General features: G+C 62.6%; 15 protein-coding genes. 6 read left to right on the forward strand and 9 right to left on the reverse strand.

Features of this window, described 5'->3' with window-relative positions:
- The 4 genes from ACLEJU_RS21370 to ACLEJU_RS21385 all read left to right on the forward strand — a co-directional run.
- Positions 1-265 (forward strand): aromatic-ring-hydroxylating dioxygenase subunit beta (locus ACLEJU_RS21370; protein WP_440776745.1); only part of this gene is annotated, 265 nt, incomplete at its 5' end.
- Between the two features lie 10 nt (positions 266-275).
- Positions 276-1007 (forward strand): SDR family NAD(P)-dependent oxidoreductase, encoded by a 732-nt coding sequence (locus ACLEJU_RS21375; protein ID WP_435425680.1) that lies wholly within the window; start codon positions 276-278, stop codon positions 1005-1007.
- Positions 1008-1055: 48 nt separating this feature from the next.
- A complete protein-coding gene (locus tag ACLEJU_RS21380) occupies positions 1056-2015 on the forward strand; it encodes a PDR/VanB family oxidoreductase (protein WP_435425681.1) in 960 nt (319 codons plus the stop codon).
- Between the two features lie 11 nt (positions 2016-2026).
- The gene (locus ACLEJU_RS21385; RefSeq protein ID WP_110638223.1) at positions 2027-2524 is read left to right on the forward strand and encodes a flavin reductase; all 498 of its coding nucleotides are present in this window, start codon (positions 2027-2029) and stop codon (positions 2522-2524) included.
- A 121-nt stretch (positions 2525-2645) separates the two neighbouring features.
- On the opposite strand, the gene ACLEJU_RS21390 is transcribed toward ACLEJU_RS21385, so the two are convergent.
- Complete coding sequence (locus tag ACLEJU_RS21390) at positions 2646-3125, reverse strand: MarR family winged helix-turn-helix transcriptional regulator (RefSeq protein ID WP_435424347.1); 480 nt, start codon at positions 3123-3125, stop codon at positions 2646-2648.
- A gap of 174 nt (positions 3126-3299) precedes the next feature.
- Between ACLEJU_RS21390 and ACLEJU_RS21395 the strand changes: the two genes are divergently transcribed.
- Positions 3300-4409, forward strand: coding sequence for an amidase (locus ACLEJU_RS21395; RefSeq protein ID WP_435424348.1), 1110 nt, complete (start codon positions 3300-3302; stop codon positions 4407-4409).
- A gap of 7 nt (positions 4410-4416) precedes the next feature.
- Positions 4417-4929, forward strand: coding sequence for a nuclear transport factor 2 family protein (locus ACLEJU_RS21400; RefSeq protein ID WP_435424349.1), 513 nt, complete (start codon positions 4417-4419; stop codon positions 4927-4929).
- A gap of 105 nt (positions 4930-5034) precedes the next feature.
- Here ACLEJU_RS21400 and ACLEJU_RS21405 read toward each other — a convergent pair whose 3' ends face one another.
- The 8 genes from ACLEJU_RS21405 to ACLEJU_RS21440 all read right to left on the reverse strand — a co-directional run bounded on the left by ACLEJU_RS21405 (position 5035) and on the right by ACLEJU_RS21440 (position 18555).
- A complete protein-coding gene (locus tag ACLEJU_RS21405) occupies positions 5035-6354 on the reverse strand; it encodes a hypothetical protein (protein WP_435424350.1) in 1320 nt (439 codons plus the stop codon).
- 182 nt (positions 6355-6536) lie between these two features.
- Positions 6537-7451 carry a transcriptional regulator FeaR gene (gene feaR, locus ACLEJU_RS21410; RefSeq protein WP_435424351.1) on the reverse strand — a complete coding sequence of 305 codons (915 nt, stop codon included), beginning with the start codon at positions 7449-7451 and terminating at the stop codon, positions 6537-6539.
- Between the two features lie 261 nt (positions 7452-7712).
- Positions 7713-9605 (reverse strand): penicillin-binding protein 2, encoded by a 1893-nt coding sequence (gene mrdA / locus ACLEJU_RS21415; RefSeq protein ID WP_294335365.1) that lies wholly within the window; start codon positions 9603-9605, stop codon positions 7713-7715.
- Positions 9606-9880: 275 nt separating this feature from the next.
- Positions 9881-11392: a nucleobase:cation symporter-2 family protein gene (locus ACLEJU_RS21420; RefSeq protein ID WP_435424352.1), complete on the reverse strand. Its 1512-nt coding sequence runs from the start codon at positions 11390-11392 to the stop codon at positions 9881-9883.
- A 148-nt stretch (positions 11393-11540) separates the two neighbouring features.
- Positions 11541-12920, reverse strand: coding sequence for an 8-oxoguanine deaminase (locus ACLEJU_RS21425; protein ID WP_435424353.1), 1380 nt, complete (start codon positions 12918-12920; stop codon positions 11541-11543).
- A gap of 125 nt (positions 12921-13045) precedes the next feature.
- On the reverse strand, positions 13046-14404 hold the full coding sequence (gene nhaA / locus ACLEJU_RS21430; RefSeq protein ID WP_435424354.1) for a Na+/H+ antiporter NhaA: 1359 nt from the start codon (positions 14402-14404) through the stop codon (positions 13046-13048).
- A 153-nt stretch (positions 14405-14557) separates the two neighbouring features.
- The gene (locus tag ACLEJU_RS21435; RefSeq protein ID WP_435424355.1) at positions 14558-15361 is read right to left on the reverse strand and encodes a DUF6708 domain-containing protein; all 804 of its coding nucleotides are present in this window, start codon (positions 15359-15361) and stop codon (positions 14558-14560) included.
- The gene (locus tag ACLEJU_RS21440; RefSeq protein WP_435424356.1) at positions 15358-18555 is read right to left on the reverse strand and encodes a T6SS effector BTH_I2691 family protein; all 3198 of its coding nucleotides are present in this window, start codon (positions 18553-18555) and stop codon (positions 15358-15360) included. The genes ACLEJU_RS21435 and ACLEJU_RS21440 overlap by 4 nt, the downstream gene beginning before the upstream one ends.
- Positions 18556-19069: the final 514 nt, after the last annotated feature.

Raw genomic sequence — 19069 nt, forward strand, 5'->3', positions numbered from 1 at the left:
CGGTGGCGAGTCGATTTCCACTAGCCCGCAACCGCGGACTGTGCGCACGATTTCGCGCTTTCGCGTGCTCAACGACGATGGCGTCAACGTCACGGTGCGTGCTGCACAGAACATCCGCGAGTTCCGCAAGGAAAGCCTCAAGCACTACAGCGCCGACCTGACCTACACCCTGGTCCGCGCCGAGGGTGGCTTCAAGATCCACCGCAAGGTGATCAGCCTGATCAACAGCGACGATGCCCTCGCCGGCATCGGCTACATCCTCTGAGGTGCATGCCATGAACCAAGTCGCATTGGTAACCGGCGCCGGCCAGGGACTGGGCCAGCGCTTCTGCGCCCGGCTGCTTGCCGCAGGCTTCGATGTGGTGGTCTCGGACCGTGACCTGGCGCTGGCCCAGGCCACCGCCAAACAGCTGGGTGGCCGCACTTTGGCAGTCAAGCTCGACGTCGGTAGCAAGGCCGACTTCGAACAGGCACTGGCCCAGGTGCTGGAGCACTTCGGCGCCCTGCACGTGGTGGTCAACAACGCCGCCGTGACCAAGACCACGCCGCTGATGCAGATCAGCCCCGAAGAGTTCGACGCCGTGGTCGGCCTCAACCTGCGCAGCGTGTTCCTCGGCTGCCAGGTACTCGGCGCGCACCTGGCCGAAGCCGGCTACGGGCGGATCATCAACATGGCCTCGCTGGCCGGGCAGAACGGCGGCACCGCCACTGGCGCGCACTACGCGGCGAGCAAGGGCGCAATCGTCACCCTGACCAAGATCTTCGCCAAGGAATTCGCCGCCCGTGGCGTCACCGTCAATGCCGTCGCCCCTGGCCCGATCGACTCGCCTGCGGTACACGCCGCGGTGCCGGCCGAGCGCATGCAGGGCCTGCTGGCGAACATTCCGGTGCAGCGCCTGGGCGATGCGGATTTTCTGGGCGACCTGATCGTGCAACTGGCGCGGCCCGAGGCCTACTTCACCACCGGGGCGACCTGGGACGTGAACGGCGGCCTGTTCATGCGTTGATATTTTCCGGGGCGCCCACGCGCCCCTCTGTTAGGCGGGACACCGGCCATGAATGAACAACTGTTGAACGTAGTCGTGCGCAAGCGCGAGATCCAAGGGGCCGACGTGGTCGTGCTCGATCTGGGCCGGGCCGATGGTGCGGCGCTGCCGGCCTTCGAGGCGGGCGCGCATGTGGACATCCATGTCGCCCCGGGCCTGGTGCGCCAGTATTCGCTGTGCAGCGACCCGGCCGATGCCTCGGTGTATCGCCTGGGCGTGTTGAAAGACCCGGCTTCCCGCGGTGGCTCGGTGAGCGTGCACGACACCCTGCTGGAAGGGCACGCGGTGCAGATCAGCACCCCGCGCAACCTGTTCCCGCTGGCGGCCGATGCCCACCGTTCGATCCTGCTGGGTGGCGGCATCGGCATCACGCCGATGATCGCCATGGCCCACGCCCTGCACCAGCAGGGCGCCGAGTTCGAACTGCATTACTGCGGGCGCTCGCGCAGCCGCAGCGCCTTCCTCGATGCCCTGGCCAGCGCACCGTTCGCCGCTCGGGTGTTCACCCACTTCGACGACGAGGATGCGGGCCAGCGGTTGAACCTGGCGGACGTGCTCGGCAGCGGCACGCCCGGCACCCACATGTACACCTGCGGCCCTTCGGGTTTCATGGACTGGGTGATCGCCGGCGCGCGCCAGCAAGGCTACAGCGAGGATCACATCCACAAGGAGTACTTCCAGGTCGAGGTCGACGCCAGCGGCGCAGGCTTCGAAGTGGTCGCCGCGCGCAGCAACAAGACCGTGCAGGTCGCCGAGGGCCAGAGCATTCTCGACGCCCTGGCGCAAGTGGGCATCAAGATCGACATCTCGTGCGAGCAGGGCGTGTGCGGCACCTGTATGTGCGAAGTGCTCGAAGGCGAGCCGGACCATCGCGATGTGTACCTGACCGATGAAGAAAAGGCCGCGAACGACCAGATCCTGGTGTGCTGTTCGCGGGCCAAGTCGAACAAGCTGGTGCTGGATATCTGAGGAGCATGACCATGGTTGACGTATCGCAATTTCGCAACGCAATGGCGCTGCTCGGTGGCGCCGTATCGGTCATCACCACCGATGGCCCCGCCGGCCGCTTCGGCTTCACCGCCTCGGCGGTGTGCAGCGTGACCGACTCGCCACCCACCTTGCTGGTGTGCATGAACCGCGCCTCGTATTCCAACGAGCAGTTCAAGGCCAATGGCGCACTGTGCGTGAACGTGCTGGCCGGCACCCACCAGGAACTGTCGGGGGCGTTTGCCAACCGCAACCTGAACATGGACGAGCGTTTTGCCGTTACCGACTGGACAGTGCTGGAGAGTGGCGCACCGGTGATGCAGGAAGCCCTGGTGAACTTCGATTGCCGGATTGCCCAGGTGCATGAGGTGGGTTCGCACAGCATCTTCTACTGCGAAATCCAGGACATCCGCCACGGCGGCGCTGATGACGGGCTGGTGTATTTCAACCGGGCCTATCACCGGGTCTGTGAATCTTCTAAAGCCTGCTGAAACGGGGGCTGCTGTGCAGCCCTTTCGCGACACAAGGCCGCTCCTACAGGGATCGCGCTCTTCTGTAGGAGCGGCCTTGTGTCGCGAAAGGGCCGCACAGCGGCCCCGGCGATCTAACGATTTACAAGGTCTCGAGGTTGTGGAACACCACTTCCAGCATCTTGTTCAACCGCTGCACCTGCGCCTCGGTCAGCCCCTTGAAGCTGCGCTGGAACAGTTCGCGGGTCACGTCCTGCATGCGTTCGATGTTCTGCAGGCCGACCTCGGTGATGCGCACCTGGGTCACGCGCCCGTCTTCAGGGCTGGGCGCGGTGTCGACCAGGCCATCTTCCTTCATGCGGTAGACGATCTTGGTGATGGTCGACAGCTTGGCGATGGCGTGGGTGGAGATCTCGGAAATGCTCGATTTACCGTTCTCGTTGAGGATCCACAGCACGCGCCAGCGCGGCACGTCGAGGTCGACCTTCTTCAGCAGACGTTCCATGTTCTGGGTGTAACGGCCGTGCACACGGGCCAGCCAGTAGAAGGGGAAATCTTCCTTGCGAAATTCATCGCTGGCCGGGTCGTGATGGCTGTGGCCTTTGTTTTTCGAAATGCTCATCGATTCACTACTTGTGCGGAAATAGTCGCGACATCATAGACCTTTCCGCGCATTTGACCACCGCAACCGTGCCAGGAATTACGGGAATGTTCAGTTGACATTTCCACTAATTGACACGCATGTTCATGGCTGGGCCACGGTCCGGCATCCATTCTTGAAAAGGGCTCCACGAAAATGACAATCATAGTAGAAACCCTTGATCTGGGCGGCAGCGGCCCCCGGGTCGTGGTCAAGGACACCATCGACGTCGCCGGTACCGCGACCCGCGCCAGCAGCCAGGCGCTGGAGCATGCGCCGCTGGCCGAACGGCATGCCGAAGTGGTCAGCCAGTTGCTGGCCAACGGCGTGCGCCTGACCGGCAAGGTCAGCCTGCATGAACTGGCGTTCGGTACCACCGGCATCAACCACTACACCGGCACAGCGGCCAACCCACGCTTTCCCGGGCGCATTCCGGGTGGCTCGTCCAGCGGTTCGGCGGCAGCGGTGGCTGCAGGCCTGGCCGACTTCAGCCTGGGCACCGACACCGGTGGCTCGGTGCGTGTGCCGGCTTGCTGCTGCGGTGTGTTCGGCTTCAAGCCGACCTTTGGCCGGGTCAGCCGCAAAGGCGTGATGCCGGCACACACCAGCCTCGACTGCGTCGGCCCGTTTGCCGCGAGCCTGCCGATGCTGGTGCGGGCGATGACCATGATCGACCCGACCTTCACCCCGGCGCAGGTCCCGGCCAGGGCCCGAATCGGCGTGCTGCGGGTCACTGCCGAGGCGGCGATCCACAAGGTGGTGCAGGGCGCCCTGACGGCCAGCGGCCTGGCGCTTGGCAATGTCGAGCTCAAGCATTTCGGCGCGGCCTACGAGGCCGGCATGGTGGTGATCAACCGTGAAACCTTCGCGGGCTGCGGTCATCTGCTGGAAACCGGCAAGGTCGGTGCCGATATCGCCGGGCGCCTGGCTGCGGCGGGGCAGACCAGCGACACCGCGCTGGCCGAAGCCGAAGAGGTGCGTCGGCGCTTCACCGCCGAAGTCGACCAGGCCCTGGCCAGCTACGATGTGCTGGCGCTGCCGACCCTGCCGGACTTCCCGCTGCGCCTGGAAGACGCCGCCGATACCCGGGCGGTGCTGGGCATGACCTCGCTGGTGCGGCCATTCAACCTGTCGGGGCACCCGGCCCTGAGTATCCCTTTGGGCAGCGAAGCCGGCCTGCCGGTCGGGCTGCAACTTGTGGGGGCCAAGGGCGCCGACGAGAAGCTGCTGGCGGTGGCCGAGCGCTTGCTGCTGAACCTGTACTGAGGTGGCGATGACCGATATCCATGAACTGCAGGCCCGCCTGCAACGCTTCGAAGATCAGCAGGCCATTCGCGTGTGCATCAACCGCTACATGGAGCTGTGCGACCAGCTTGACGCCAGCACCCCGCTGGACGAGCTGGCCGGGCTGTTCACCTGCGAGGCCCTGTGGGAAGGCAAGGGCGCCAAGTATGCCGCGAGCTTTGGCGGCTATCGGGGGCGTGAGGCGATCCGGGCGATGTTCGCCACCTACATGAAGACCCCGGCGCACTTTGCCTTGAACGTACATTTCCTGACCAGCGAGGTCATCCAAGTGGACGGCGGGCAGGGGCTGGGGCGTTGGGTGATGCTGCAGACCAGCACCTTTGCCGATGGCGCCTCGCACTTGAATGCGGCGCGCCTGACGGTGCGATTCGCGCAGGAAGAAGGGCAGTGGCGGATGGCGCATTTCCAGACCGAGAACCTGTTCAGCCGGCCCGTGACGGCCTGGAACAGTGAAGCGCCGTTGCCGGTGCCTGAGCGGTAATCCGGGCTGGCTTCTTCGCGGGCACGCCCGCTCCCACAGGTACTGCACTGGTTTCGTGAGCTGTGCAGTACCTGTGGGAGCGGGCGTGCCCGCGAAGAAGTCGGCTCAGAAGGTACTGACGAACACCACCTGGCTATACAGGTTGCGGTTGTCATTGCCCAGCTGCGTCCCGCCTTGCTCCGCACTGCGATCCGGCTGGTACAAGCCCACCAGCGGCACGATCATCAGGTGCTCGTTGATCGTCCACTCCGCATACAGATCCACTTCATGCCCGTCGGCATTGCCCAGGCTGCGGTCGAGGGTGTCGAACTTGAACCCCAGCAGTCCGACGTTGAGCGACTGGGTCGGGCTCACCGTCAGCCCCACTTTCTGAATCCGCGCATTGCTGTTGAACGGCCCGGCATAGTTGCCGGCCACTTCACCCTGGAACCAGGTGCCCAGGCCGCGGCCCAGCCCGTAGAACAAGGTGTCATAGCCTTCGGAGAAGCGGCTGTAGCGGTAGCTGATGTTCGGTTGCCACGGCACGTCGGCGAAGGTCCAGCCGGCTTCCAGGTACCAGGCATCCTCGGTGGCGGTGTGTGGTTTGTCCTGCTTGGCGTACTCGCCGGACAGGAACAGGTTCTCCACCCCGGCATTGCCCTGGCCGCGCAGGCTGTAGGTCTTCATGCCGTCGCGTTCCAGCTGCTGCGGCGAGGCAAACTCCTTGTCGACGTGGGTGGTGTCGATGTAGGTCAGGCCGACCGTGCCGGCATCGGCCACGTGCTCCAGAGTGGCAACGTGCATTTCGGTCTTGGCCTGGGCGCGGTTGTCCGACTGCAACCACATCAGGTCGCTGCGCCAGCCCTGCTTGCCGCCCAGGCGCAGCACGGCGGTCTTGTCGAAGCTCTTGCGCGCCGCCAGGTAGTAGGCGCCGCCGCGGTTGAACTGGCCATCGGCCAGGCCGTGGCCCACGTTGAGCGAGTCGCCCTGGATCAGGAAGCCGTCACCGACCGCGACCATCTGCTTGCCGAATGACAGGTCGATGCCGTCCTCGCCCAGCGCTGGCACCAGGTTGCCGGACTTCCAGCCCAGGTAGGCATCCTCGATCTTGGTGGTGCGCTCGCTGCCGTCACTGAAGCCCGCGGCGTCGCCATCGCCCCAGGTTCCGGAGCTGAGCAGGGCGAAGGCGCCGTACAGCGAGCCGCTGCCACCCAGGCGCTGGTCGCCGCTCAGGCCGTACTTGACGTAGCCCTCGCGCCACGAGGTGGAGCCGGGCTGGTCGCGGGCGATGGCGTAGCTTTCTTCGCTGTGGAACACACCGAACACGGCCTCCACGTTGGCATTGAGGTGGCGCTCGTCATCGCCGTAGAGCTCCAGGGCGGACGCCTCAAGCGAGACCCCGGCCAAGACTGCGGCCAGGGTGAGACGGAACGGGCGGTGGTGCATGGTCTGGCTTCCTTTGTTATGGGTTTGGCAGAAGTTCCGAAGACATGCCAAGGATCATGCAGGAAGCCCGGGAGCCGGCTTTTGTGCTGGCTGCCAGTTGATTTGGGTGCTGTGCCAAGGCGACGGCAGGGCGCAAATGCAAAAGGCCCCGTTGCGGGGCCTTCGTGGGTTTGCTCAGCGTGTCAGTTGGCGTGGCGTTTGCGGTATTCACCGGGGGTCATGCCAAAGCGGCTCTTGAACGCGGTGCTGAAGTAGCTGGAGTCGGAAAAGCCCCAGGCATAGCCCAGCGACGAGACTTTCTGGTCCATGGCCGGGTTACGCAGGCTTTCGGCACAGAAGTCCAGGCGGCGGTTGCGGATGTACTGGGCGATGACCAGTTCGTGCTTGGCGAAGATGCGGTACAGGCTGCGCATCGAGATGCCCACTTCGCGGGCGATGAACTCGGGGCTAAGGCCTTCGCAGGTGATGTTCTGGTCGATCAGCGCCAGGGCCTTGCGGAACATGCGCTCGTGGCTGCCCGGGATGGCGTCCTGGGCAATGGCGGGGCGCAACACGGTGATCAGGGCGTCTAGCACCGCCTGGCTTTCGTGGTTGGCCATGTGCGAGGTGCGGCCGGCTTCGAGCATCATCAGGCGGGCGATGCTGGCCAAGGGCGTGCTGGCCTCGATCCGCCTGGCGCAGGCCACGCCAACGCCACGGGTGCCGCTTTGCACCTGGCTGCGCGGGAGGATCAACGACAGCTGGCGTGAGCGCTGGTGGAAGTGCATGTCCAGCGGGGTGCTGGCATCGATCAGGGTCAGGTCGCCGGCCTGCAGTTCGATACAGGCGTCCTGGTGCTCGATGCGCGAGGTGCCTGCCATCTGCAGCACGGCGTAGTAGTGGTCGGCACTGCTGGCACGGATTTCCCGCTGGCCACGAAACAGGTTGACCTGGGTCATGTCGACGATGCTCATGGAGATCTGGCCGACCTGGCACTTTTCCAGCTGGCCGATGAAGCCGGGGTCGAGCTTGCGGCCGTTGAAATGGCCGCAGGCTTCATTGACCTGGCTCAGCCAGGCCTGGAAGTGGTCGTCGGAAACGCGGCTTGCAGGGGTCATGGATGCCTCACGCAGTAGAACTTGACGTGGATCGCTCGGGCGAACTCTAGGTCTTTGGGCTTGCATTACAAATCACTTGAATATTCAAGCAAAAAACAGGCCTGAAGACCTCCGCGATCATCCTGTATGCGAGGTAAGGCATTGATATAAATGAGGTAATTAACGCGTTTTGGCAGCTTGGAGCACACCCGTCATGCGGCGAGCGCCGTGATGGCGCTTCGAAATGTAGCAATGTGAGACCGCAGTGTTTCCACCTGCGCCTCAGGTGTGTGGCACCGCCTTTGCCGCCGGCGTGCCGGCATATTGGGGCTTCAGATGGCCCTGCTCATCGAGCAGGTAGGCATCCATGACTTCGCGCACCACCGGCCCGGCAACGCGGCCGCCGGCCTCGCCGTTCTCGATCATCACCGCCACCACCATGCTCGGGTGGTCGGCCGGGGCGAAACCGACGAACAGGGCATTGTCGCGATGCCGTTCGAGGGTCTTGTTGCGGTTGTAGCGCTCACCTTGCTTGATCGCCACCACCTGCGCCGTGCCGCTCTTGCCGGCGATGCGGTACTGTGAGCCCGCCGCGGCGGCGCGGGCGATGCCGCGCGGGTCGTGCATGACCATCTGCATGCCGACGTTGACCTGGTCCCAGGCGTGCTTGTCGTGCAGCACGATATCAGGCATCGGGTTGGGGTCGACCGGGGTTTCGCCACCCACGGTCATGGCCAGGTGCGGGCGATGCCACACGCCCTTGCTGGCCAGCAGGCTGGTGGCCTGGGCCAGCTGCAGCGGGGTGACCTGCATGTAGCCCTGGCCAATGCCGAGGATCAGCGTCTCGCCCGGGAACCAGGCCTGGCGGCGGGTAGCGCGCTTCCAGGCTTGCGAAGGCATCAGCCCGGGCGCCTCCTCGAACATGTCCAGCGAGACCTTCTGGCCCAGGCCGAACTCGGCCATGTAGTCGTGCAGGCGGTCGATGCCGAGCTTGTGCGCCAGGTCGTAAAAGTAGGTGTCGTTGGAACGCATGATGGCGGTGTACATGTCTACCCAGCCATCGCCGCTGTGGTTCCAGTTGCGGTACTTGTGGTCGTAGTTGGGCAGCTCGTAGTAGCCCGGGTCGAACACCCGGCTGCCTGGGGTGATCACGCCACTGTCGAGGCCGGCGATGGCCACTTCCGGCTTGACCGTCGAGCCGGGTGCATACAGGCCGCGCAGCACGCGGTTGAACAGGGGCCGGTCGATCGAGTCGCGCAGTGCGGCGTACTGCTTGAAGCTGATGCCTTTGACGAACAGGTTGGGGTCGAAGCTCGGGTTGCTGACCATCGCCAGCACGTCGCCGTTGGCCGGGTCGAGCACCACCACCGAGCCGCGACGGTCGCCCAGGGCCTTTTCGGCGGCCACCTGCAGGTGCGAGTCGATGCTGAGGACGATGTCCTTGCCGGGGATCGGGTCCTTGTGGTTGAGCACGCGCATCACCCGGCCCTGGGCGTTGGTTTCCACTTCTTCGTAGCCGACGTGGCCGTGCAACTGGGCTTCGTAGAAGTGCTCGATGCCGGTCTTGCCGATCGACTGGGTGCCACGGTACTCGGTGCTGTCGAGGGTCTTGGCTTCTTTTTCGTTGATGCGCCCGACGTAGCCCACCGAGTGGGCAAAGTGTTCGGCCAGCGGGTATTCGCGGATGAACTGGGGTTCGACGTCCAGGCCGGGCAGGCGGAACTGGTTGACCGCGATCAGGGCGATCTGTTCTTCGGTCAGGCCCACCATCAGGGTCACTGGCTCGAACGGCTTGCGACCGCGGCGCAGGTCCTTGTCGAACTGCTTGCGGTCGTCTTCACCGAGGCTGAGGATTTCCGCCAGGCTGTCGAGCACCTTGGCCGAGTCACCGGCGCGCTCGCGGGTCATGGTCAGGTCGAAGCTGGGCTTGTTGTCGGCCAGCACCACGCCGTTGCGGTCGTAGATCAGCCCGCGTTCGGGGGCGATGGGCAGGATGTGCACGCGGTTGTTTTCCGAAACCGCGCTCTGCTGGTCGTGCTGCAGTACCTGCAGCACATAGAGCCTGCCCACGAGGACGGCGCACAGGCTGAACACCAGGGCGGCGCAGGCCAGGAGCCGGCGGTTGACCAGGTGTTTTTCCTTTTCGTGGTCCTTGAGGGGGATCGGTTGCGGCATGGGGGCTCTGTGCAGTAGCGGATTCGGCAGGCGAGGGCTTCGCCCTCGTTCGCGGGGCAAGCCCGCTCCTACAGGAAAACGCGATCACCTGTAGGAGCGGGCTTGTCCCGCGAATGGGCCGCCCAGCGGCCCCGGGGCCGGCGATGCTACGCAACCCCGCCCCCCGCCTCAAGGCAAACGCGCCCCGGTCACAGCCCCGGATCGAGCATCCACCCCACCATCAGGGCGTTAACGGCCAACATGAAGATTTGTTCATGTGGTTTCAGGTTTGCCGGTCAGTGAGCGTGCTCTGCCTGTTTTCTGGCCGCTGCCGGAGCATGCCCGTGGGCCTCATCCACTTCGATGATTGGCACTTCCTTGCCGTCACAGTCAAACAGCTTGCCATCGCGGAAGAAGTCGCCTTCGTTGAGCCAGGCTACGTCGTGGTAGCGCAGGGTCCGCTCGCTGGCGGCGACGAACACCGACTGCTGGTCGGAGTTGCCGGCGCGCAGGTGGTTGAACAGCAGGTTGAGCAGGATCGCCATGATCGCCGACGAGCTGATGCCGGAGTGGAAGATGGTCTCGAACCAGCTCGGGAATTGGTGGTAGAAGCCCGGTGCGGCAATCGGGATCATGCCGAAGCCGATCGAGGTGGCGACGATGATCAGGTTCATGTTGTTGCGGTAGTCCACCTGGGCCAGGGTACGGATGCCGCTGGCCGCGACGGTGCCGAACAGCACCACTCCGGCGCCGCCGAGCACGGCGGTCGGCACTGCGGCCACCAGCCGGCCCATCACCGGCAGCAGGCCGAGGGTGACCAGGATCAGACCGGCGCTGGCGACCACATAGCGGCTTTTGACCCCGGTCACCGCCACCAGGCCGACGTTCTGCGCGAAGGCGCTCTGGGTGAACGAGCCGAACAGGGGGGCCAGGGCGCTGGAGATCATGTCTGCACGCAGGCCGTTGCCCAAGCGCCGGGCATTGACGTCGGTGCCGATGATCTCGCCCACGGCGAGGATGTCCGCCGAGGTTTCGACCATGGTCACCATGATGACGATCAGCATCGACAGGATCGCCGCCAGCTGGAACTCGGGGGTGAAGTGCAGCACCTCGGGCAGTGCCACCGAAGGGCCGTCCAGCGCCCGGGAGAAATCCGCCATGCCGAATGCCATGGCCACCAGGGTACCGATGACCATCGCCAGCAGGATCGACAGGCGCGACAGGCTGGCGCTGCCCAGCTTGCTCAGCAACAGCACGCAGGCCAGGGTGAACGCGGCCAGGCTGATGTTGGCGGTGCTGCCGAAGTCGGCCGCCTGGCTGTTGCCGCCCATGGCCCAGCGCGCGGCCACCGGCATCAGGGTCAGGCCGATGGTGGTGATGACGATGCCGGTCACCAGTGGCGGGAAGAACTGGATGATGCGCGAGAACAGCGGGGTGATCAGCAGGCCGATCAGTGACGACACGATCACCGCGCCGAACACCACCTGCAGGCCGTTGGTGCCGTCATTGCCGATGATCGCAACCATGGTCGCCACGCTGGCGAAAGACACCCCCTGGACCAGCGGCAGGCGGCAGCCGAAGAACGGGATGCCGAGTGTCTGCAGCAAGGTCGCCAGGCCCCCGGCGAACAATGAGGCAGCAATCAGCATGCCGACATCGGCCGGTGACAGGCCGGCAGCCTGGCCGATGATCAACGGCACGGCAATCATGCCGCCATACATGGTCAGCACATGCTGCAGGCCGTAGGCGAAGTTGGCGCCAATGCCGAGGTTCTCGTCCTCCGGACGAGGTGTAGCGGGAGAAGTCATGGTGAGTAGCTCGCTTTTGTTTTTGTTACGCGTCTAACTGCACGGATTCAGTCGCATTTCGGTACAACAGGTGTAACCGCAGCGCGGGTTACAGGGCGCAGCCAGGCGCGCCGCGCTCTTGCGAGCGCGGCGGCCGGGGTGGTTCAGGTCATTCGCCGCTGACGAGCTGGTAGGCCAGCTGGTTGTGGCGTTCCAGCACGCGGGGCAGGTCGATGGTGGTGATACGGCCATCCTGCACCACCACGCGGCCGTTGATCACGCTGGTATCAACGTGGGTCGGGGTGCAGAACACCAGGGCCGCCAATGGGTCATGCAGGGCGCCGGCATAGGCCACGTGGCCCAGGTCGAAGGCGACGAAGTCGGCGATCATGCCCGGCGCCAGGGCGCCGATGTCGTTGCGGTTGAGCACCTTGGCACCGCCCAGGGTGGCGATTTCCAGGGCTTCGCGGGCGGTCATCGCGTCCGGGCCAAAGCCCACACGCTGCAGCAGCAGTGCCTGGCGCACCTCGCCGATCATGCTGGCGCCGTCGTTGGAGGCCGAACCATCGACACCCAGGCCCACCGGTACGCCGTGGTCGCGCATCTTGCGGATCGGCGCGATACCGGAGGCCAGGCGCATGTTCGAGCAGGGGCAGTGGGCGACACCGGTGCCGGTGCGGGCGAACAGCTCGATGCCGTGCTGGTCGAGCTGCACGCAGTGGGCGTGCCACACGTCATGGCCGACCCAGCCGAGGTCTTCGGCGTATTCGGCCGGGGTCATGCCGAACTTCTCGCGGCTGTAGGCGATGTCGTTAACGTTCTCGGCCAAGTGGGTGTGCAGCGATACGCCGTAGTTGCGCGCCAGCACCGCGGCTTCGCGCATCAGGTCGCGGCTGACCGAGAACGGCGAGCAGGGCGCTACCACCACGCGCAGCATCGAACCATGGCTGGCGTCGTGGTAGTCCTCGATCAGGCGCTGCGACTCCTTGAGGATGTCGCTTTCCTTCTCCACCACCGAATCAGGCGGCAGGCCGCCCTGGCTGCGGCCCACGCTCATGCTGCCGCGGGCGGCATGGAAACGCATGCCGATCTCGCCGGCAGCCTGGATGCTGTCGTCGAGCTTGCAGCCGTTGGGGTAGATGTACAGGTGGTCGCTGGAGGTGGTGCAGCCCGACAGGATCAGCTCGGCCATGGCCGTCTGGGTCGAAACCGAGATCATTTCCGGGGTCAGCCGGGCCCAGATCGGATACAGGTTGGTCAGCCAGTTGAACAGCTCACCGTCCTGTGCCGCCGGCACCACGCGGGTGAGGCTCTGGTACATGTGGTGGTGGGTGTTGACCAGGCCCGGGATGACCACCTTGCCGGCCATGTCGAGGATCACGTCGGCGTGCTGTGGCAGCGTATCGCTGGGGCCGACCTGCTTGATCATATTGTCTTCGATGTACAGGCCGCCGCCTCTGATCTCGCGGCGTTCGCCGTCCATGGTGACCAACAGTGCGGCGTTCCTGACCAGGAGGGTCTTGGGGGTGTGTTGCAGGGAAGCTTGCATGGCTCATGCCTGGCGCAATACGCAGCGACGTTGGCCGGTGTCGTAGGCGCACAGGCATGCATGTAAGCAAAGTTTGAAATTTTTGTATACATAAAAATGCCGGGGCCCGCAGACCCCGGTTGGCGTCAACCCGCTTGCACGGGCGCCTTGCTGGGGCCTTTGCGCAGGCCCGTGACACCCCAGGCGAGACCCAGCACGGCCGCGATCACCGAGCCCGACAGCACGCCGAGCTTGGCTGCACCCAGCGAGGCCGGGTCGCTGTAGGCCAGGTTGGCAATGAAGATCGACATGGTGAAGCCGATACCGGCCAGCAGACCGATCAGGGTAATGCCGCGCCAGTTGACCTGCGCCGGCAGGCTGCACCAGCCCAGACGCACCATCAGCCAGCTGACGCCGATGATGCCCACGGGCTTGCCGACCACCAGGGCCACGGCCACGGCCGTCATCACCCAGTGTGGCCCCGAAGCGGAAAGGTCGATGCCCGATAGACCCACACCGGCGTTGGCCAGGGCGAACAGCGGCATGATCGCGTAGGCCACCCAAGGGTGCAGGGCGCCGCCCACACGGGTTACCGGGGCCACCAGCTCGCGTTGCGCCAGGCGCAGGCGCTTGAGCGGATCGATCAGGTCGCCGGTGTCCGACTCGGGCGTCTTGGCCCGGCCCAGCAGGTCGTGAGTGAACCGCGAAATCGCATCGACCGGGCGCTCGCCCAAGGGCATGGCGACCACTGGGGTCATCAGGCCGAGGATCACGCCGGCCAAGGTTGGGTGCGCACCGGTCATAAGCATGCCGACCCAGGTGATGGCGCCGGGGATGATATAGGCCCAGGCCGAACCAATGCCGATCTTCTGCAGCCCGACCACCAGCAGCAGGCCGATGGCGGCCACGCCGAAGCCGCTGTAGTCGAGGCCACCGGAATAGAAGATGGCGATGATCAGCACGGCGATGATGTCATCGATGATCGCCAGTGCCAGCAGGAACACGCGGATGTTGGACGGGATCGACTTGCCCAGCAGGGCCAGCACGCCAACCGCGAAGGCAATGTCGGTAGCGGTCGGCACGGCCCAGCCTTGCTGTTCGGCCGGCGCATGGCCGAAGGCCAGGTAGATCAGTGCGGGGACGGCGACGCCGCCCACTGCGGCAGCCATCGGCAGCGTGGCCTGGCGCAGGCTGGATAGCGCACCTTCGTGGATTTCGCGACGGATCTCCATGCCCACCACCAGGAAGAAGATGGTCATCAGGCCATCGTTGATCCAGAAGTGCAGGGACTGGGAGAAGCTCAGCGAACCGATGCCGAAGCTGATCGGAGTGTGCCAGAGGGCGTCGTAGCTGGCGGCGGCTGGAGAGTTGGCCCAGATCAGGGCAGCAACGGCGCTGATCAGCAGGACGATACCGCTGACCGCTTCGATGTGCAGGAAACGCTCGAAATTGGCGAAGGCGCGTTGGGCCAGGCGCTGGGCGCGGGTCAATGTGGTTTTTTGCATAGGCGCAAGAACTCCTGCAGGCGGCCCGACCTGCACTGTTCTTTAACCTGCATCACTGCACCTTGCAGCTAGCACCCGCGGGGGATTTTAACGGGTAGGGAAGGGGAGGCCAAGGATTTCCGCCTTTGCTGGCTCCGACGAGTATGGCTGGGTTCATGGTTGCTCTGCTTGAGCGGGGGAAGTGCGGGATTCCAAGTCCATTTCGGCTGGCCAATCGACTTTTGGGGCGCGTTGATCGAATGGGTTGGAGTGGATTCCATCATTCCAGTCCCAAGGCGGATTGACGAATTCGGGTAGTGCTTCGGGCCCTTGCTGCATGAATAATCTTGCTGTATTCCAATATTGCTTACCTTGTTCGATGTCGTCGGTGAAGAAAAAACGATCAACTATTTCATTGGTTCCGGGCTTGTGAACAGAAATTCGGACTTCTTCCTTTAGGCCGCCATGGCCCATGGGTGCATAAAATCGATAAACTTCGGCAGTGAGATTCTCCCAATCGTAGGCGATCGGTTTAACCCCCCAGTTTTTGCGGCCGAACGGGTTGAGACGGTCCATTCGGTATTGGTAGAAATAAACTTTTCGCCGGTGCCTGTTGAAACGGATAGGCTCGTCGCGTGGAAGTTCCAGCTCTAAACGAATGAAGGGGGTGACTAGAAAAAATGAGCCGATGAATAGGGTCAGCGTTACGACCGCAAGAGCGATATCAATATCAGGTGCTGAGTTAAAGTCATAAAATATTGCGAAAACTGTTTCTAATGTGACTAGTAGAAGCAAGATAGGTCCGATAGTGATCCAGTATCCCCTAAGCTTTAGTGTTGCTCTCGGGATCTCAAGGTGGCTCTGACTGATTTGATTTGGTGGAGGGTCCAGTTTTTTGCAAATTGATTGCGGAACAACGGGTTCGCCTGGAGAGGGTAGGTCGTACTTCCAGCCAAGTCCGCGATGCGGGAGGGTCATGGTTTTTCCTCCTGAATTTTTACTTCTGCGACAGCATTTTGGATGTTTCGGTCCGGCCAGTAAGCAGTAACAAGGGTGGCTGACATAATGTTGTGTCTTCCAATGTCAGGGATGAGCTCTACACGTCCGGTGATGATTTTTAAAATTTGGTTGTTGTTGGGCTTTGGAAGCTCCTGGTAGCTGTGTTCTATTTTAATGGTATCTGCTCTGTAGTCCGGGATTCTAGGGCGTTTCGAAGGCTCCAGAGAAGAGTGGCTTAGGGTTGTTGTGGTCATGGAAGGAGCAAAATGCTGTTCGCTTGCAACTACTTCGCCTCCTGTGTGGTTTGGTGGATTTCCGTCTCCAAAGCGATGAACTATTAAGGCCCAATCGTAGCTGGAGGTGCTTTCTACGAATTGAGGAAGAAAGATTTTGAATTTCAATGTTGTTTTAGTTTCAAGGTTGACAAGGCCGCCAATTTTAGAGCTTGCTGCGTGGTCTGCTCTCAACGTTTCGAATGTTAGTCCGCTGGTCAGGCCCAGCGTGCAGGCATTCAACTCGGAAAATGCGATATCCGCATAGCTTGGAGAGTCCCAATGGATTCGTGGTGATTCGTTGGCGATGCCAAAATAGCAGCGCCTAGCCCACCGCTCCAGAGGTGTTGATTCGTTATCTGTAGCCTCTTTTATTAGGGCGTACGTGAAAAAGCCGAGGGCAATAGCGATTCCTAAAGGGCCAATCATGATTGGGTAAAATACGGCTGCGGTTGAGAATACGGTGCTGAATGTGCCTGCGATGAAAGCGCGTCTATACCATTTGTATGAAGTTTCGTCTCCGGAAGTGCTGCTACGCCTCATTGCAATGAATGACTGGGTTGAATCAAATAGTCCGGTGATAGCGCTGATGATCGCCCCGGTTCTTGCAATTGTGCGACCCATGGTGAATTTATTTTCTATGCTCGCTCTGTGCGGCATCAATAAACCAAGTAACTCAACTCCCCCGCCAAGAAGGCCTAAGCTCGATCCGTAAAGGGCTATCATGGCCTCATTTGACTTCGGGCCAATTTCCTCCTCCGATATTTTAAGGTTCTTTTCAAGACTGTCGCTCATCAAGTAAAGCCCGCCAAGCGAAAGCAGCAACTCCCAGCTTTTTCCCGTGCCTTGTAGTCCAGTGAAACTGTCACGTACCAACCGCGATGCCTGTTGCGCACTGATCCTCATGCCGTTCAGTGCCTTTTGCGCATCCAGTTCCAGCGTCCCTGCCGCCACCTTGATCTCCACCAACGCCATCTGTGCGGCGTCATTCAGTTGATTGACATTCAGCTTCACCTCCCTGGCCAAACGCTCTTGCAGCTCGTACGCCGTGCCCTCGACCCAGACGCTGACCGGGATCACCTGGTGTGCAATCTTCGGGTCGAGTACCGCAAGGCTCAGCAGCCCGGTCTGGATGATCGGCTTGACCTTGGCCATCGGTTTGAAAACACCGGCCTTCACGTCTTCGAGGTCCGGCATCATCCCTGCCCGCGCCTTGGCCAGTTTCTCGCTGGCGCGGTTCTGCAGTTCACGCAGATGGGCACTCTGCAAGGCGTAGTACTCGCCCAGCTTCATCTGCACCTGCAGCTCGATCAGGTGTACGCCGTTGTAGACCCGTTGGCTGGCACTGTTCAGGTGGCGCACGACGTGCTGGATGCCAGGGTCGAGCTGCGCCTGCAGGCGCTGGCTGGCGGCATTGACTGCGCCCTGCAGCTCGGTGATGGCCTGCTTGAGCGAATCGCGTATCTGCAGGCCGAAGTCTTCACTGGTGATGAACTTGCTAAGGGCGGAGTAGAGCTTTTCGCTGTCGTTCCACTGGTTCGGCTCGGTCGACGAGAAGCTGGGTAGCAGGGCGGCTAGCAGTGCCTGGTCGCGCAGCAGCAAGGCGCGGTAGGGCGGGCTGTTCGGGGCCTGCAGCCATTTCAGCCACAGTGCTTCGCTGGTGCCGGGCGCTGGCGGGGACGGCTTCGCACCTGCTTGGACCGCCTCGGTGATCCCGCCCGCCAGGCAGGCGGCCATGGTCTTGCTGTAGGCGATGCCCGATTCTCGGTCCCGGCCATCGTAGTCGTGACGTTCGATGAGAGCGAAGGCCGCGCTCTCGCAGAGTTCCGTGTAGGTACCGGCATGCCGGTCGATATAGGCCTGGAAGCGGGCTTCCTCTTGTTCGTACTCGGCTTGGAACGCCGCGCGCCGGGGTTCGTCATAGCGTTCCTCGAGTTTTTCATCGCTCTCGCGCTGGCGCTTCTCGATGATGCGCTGGCGTACGACCTCGGGGTCGCTGAACACCGGTGGCCGGTTTCTGAACTGTGGTTCGAGCGTCGGCACTTCCTGCGCCGCCCATTCGCGCTGAGTCGCGCGGATGATCTGCAGAATTTGCGACGTCTGCAGCTGGTAAGCGTGTAGCGGGTCCTCACGCCAGGCCTGGCGCTTGACCACCCAGTTCAGGCGCTGATGGTTGTACTCCTGGATCAGGCCAACGGTGTCGTCGAGTACCACTGCCAGCACGCCGTTTTCCAATTGGTGGCGGGCCATGGCGTTGACCACGTAACCGCGCAGGGCGGTCTTGCGCAGGAAGCGGCTGTGAAAACCATGGGCGCTGTCGAACGGTCCGTTCAACTGCTGGGCGTATTCGAACACCTGACGGTCAACCTGGAGGTTGTCAGGAGTCATGGCCAGGCCCAGCAGTTCGGGTTGTTTGCGCGCTTGGATCAGGTCCAGCCCCTCGAAGCGATGTGCAGGCGCCTGGCCACACTTGTAGGCCTGCAGCACGCTGACCGGCCAGGGATCGCTGGAAAAGGCCAGCCAGGCCGAGCCGTAGCTGTTGGTGTCGATGTTGAGGAAGGACGAGGGGAGGTCGTGGTCCTGATGCACGCAGCGTTCGGGCAGGGACGGTGGTGGCCCGGGTATTGGCTCGTAAGGATTGAAGCGGCGCAGGTGGCCTTGCGCGGTGACTTCGTAGGCGTGCCAGATGCGTTGGTCGAGCAGCACGTAGAGGTAGCCGCTGCGCAAGGTGCGCAGGCCCATCCGGGTTTGCGTGGCGGGGTCGCTGCCGGGGCGGGTATCGGGGACCACGGCGTGGCGCAGGGGCAGGATGGGAAGGCCCTGGCGCTGGCAGGCTTTACAGGGGGTCAGAAGGAAGTCGACTTCAGCGACTGCATTGGCAATGTCTTGAGTGATACTCACGGGAAGTCCTCGTCTAACAGCTGGCCGCGCTCGAACTGCAGTTCTGGATAGAATTTGAAGTCAGCCTTTGCAATTAAGCTGAAACAAGAAAACTAGCGAGGAATCAATTCGTTGTGAAATTTTCCCTTTCCTAAAGTGTTGTAGGAAAAGTTGCTAAAGCACGGGGCTTTTAAATTTGTGAAATAACAGGGGATAAAGGTTTTCTGAATTCGAATAAAAAATGGGGCAATACGAGACTTTAAAAATGGAGTGAATTCAGAGATTTTTCTTCATTCACGATTGCTGGGGCCGCTGCGCAGCCCTTTCGCGACACAAGGCCGCTCCTACACAAAGGCCAAGCCGGACATGGCCGATGATTGAGTTTGAAAGTAGCCATGTGCCACTATCTAGCATGCCCAGCTGCCAGTGTGCCGCTTGCGCCCGGCATGTTTGTCTCGACTGATTACACTGTTGAAGTCGCCACATAAGGAATGCTGCGGATGGTCTGCGTGTTGCTGGGTCGTGCTGCCGAGTC

The sequence above is a fragment of the Pseudomonas sp. SMN11 genome (assembly GCF_052041945.1).
In the GTDB taxonomy this organism is placed as follows: domain Bacteria; phylum Pseudomonadota; class Gammaproteobacteria; order Pseudomonadales; family Pseudomonadaceae; genus Aquipseudomonas.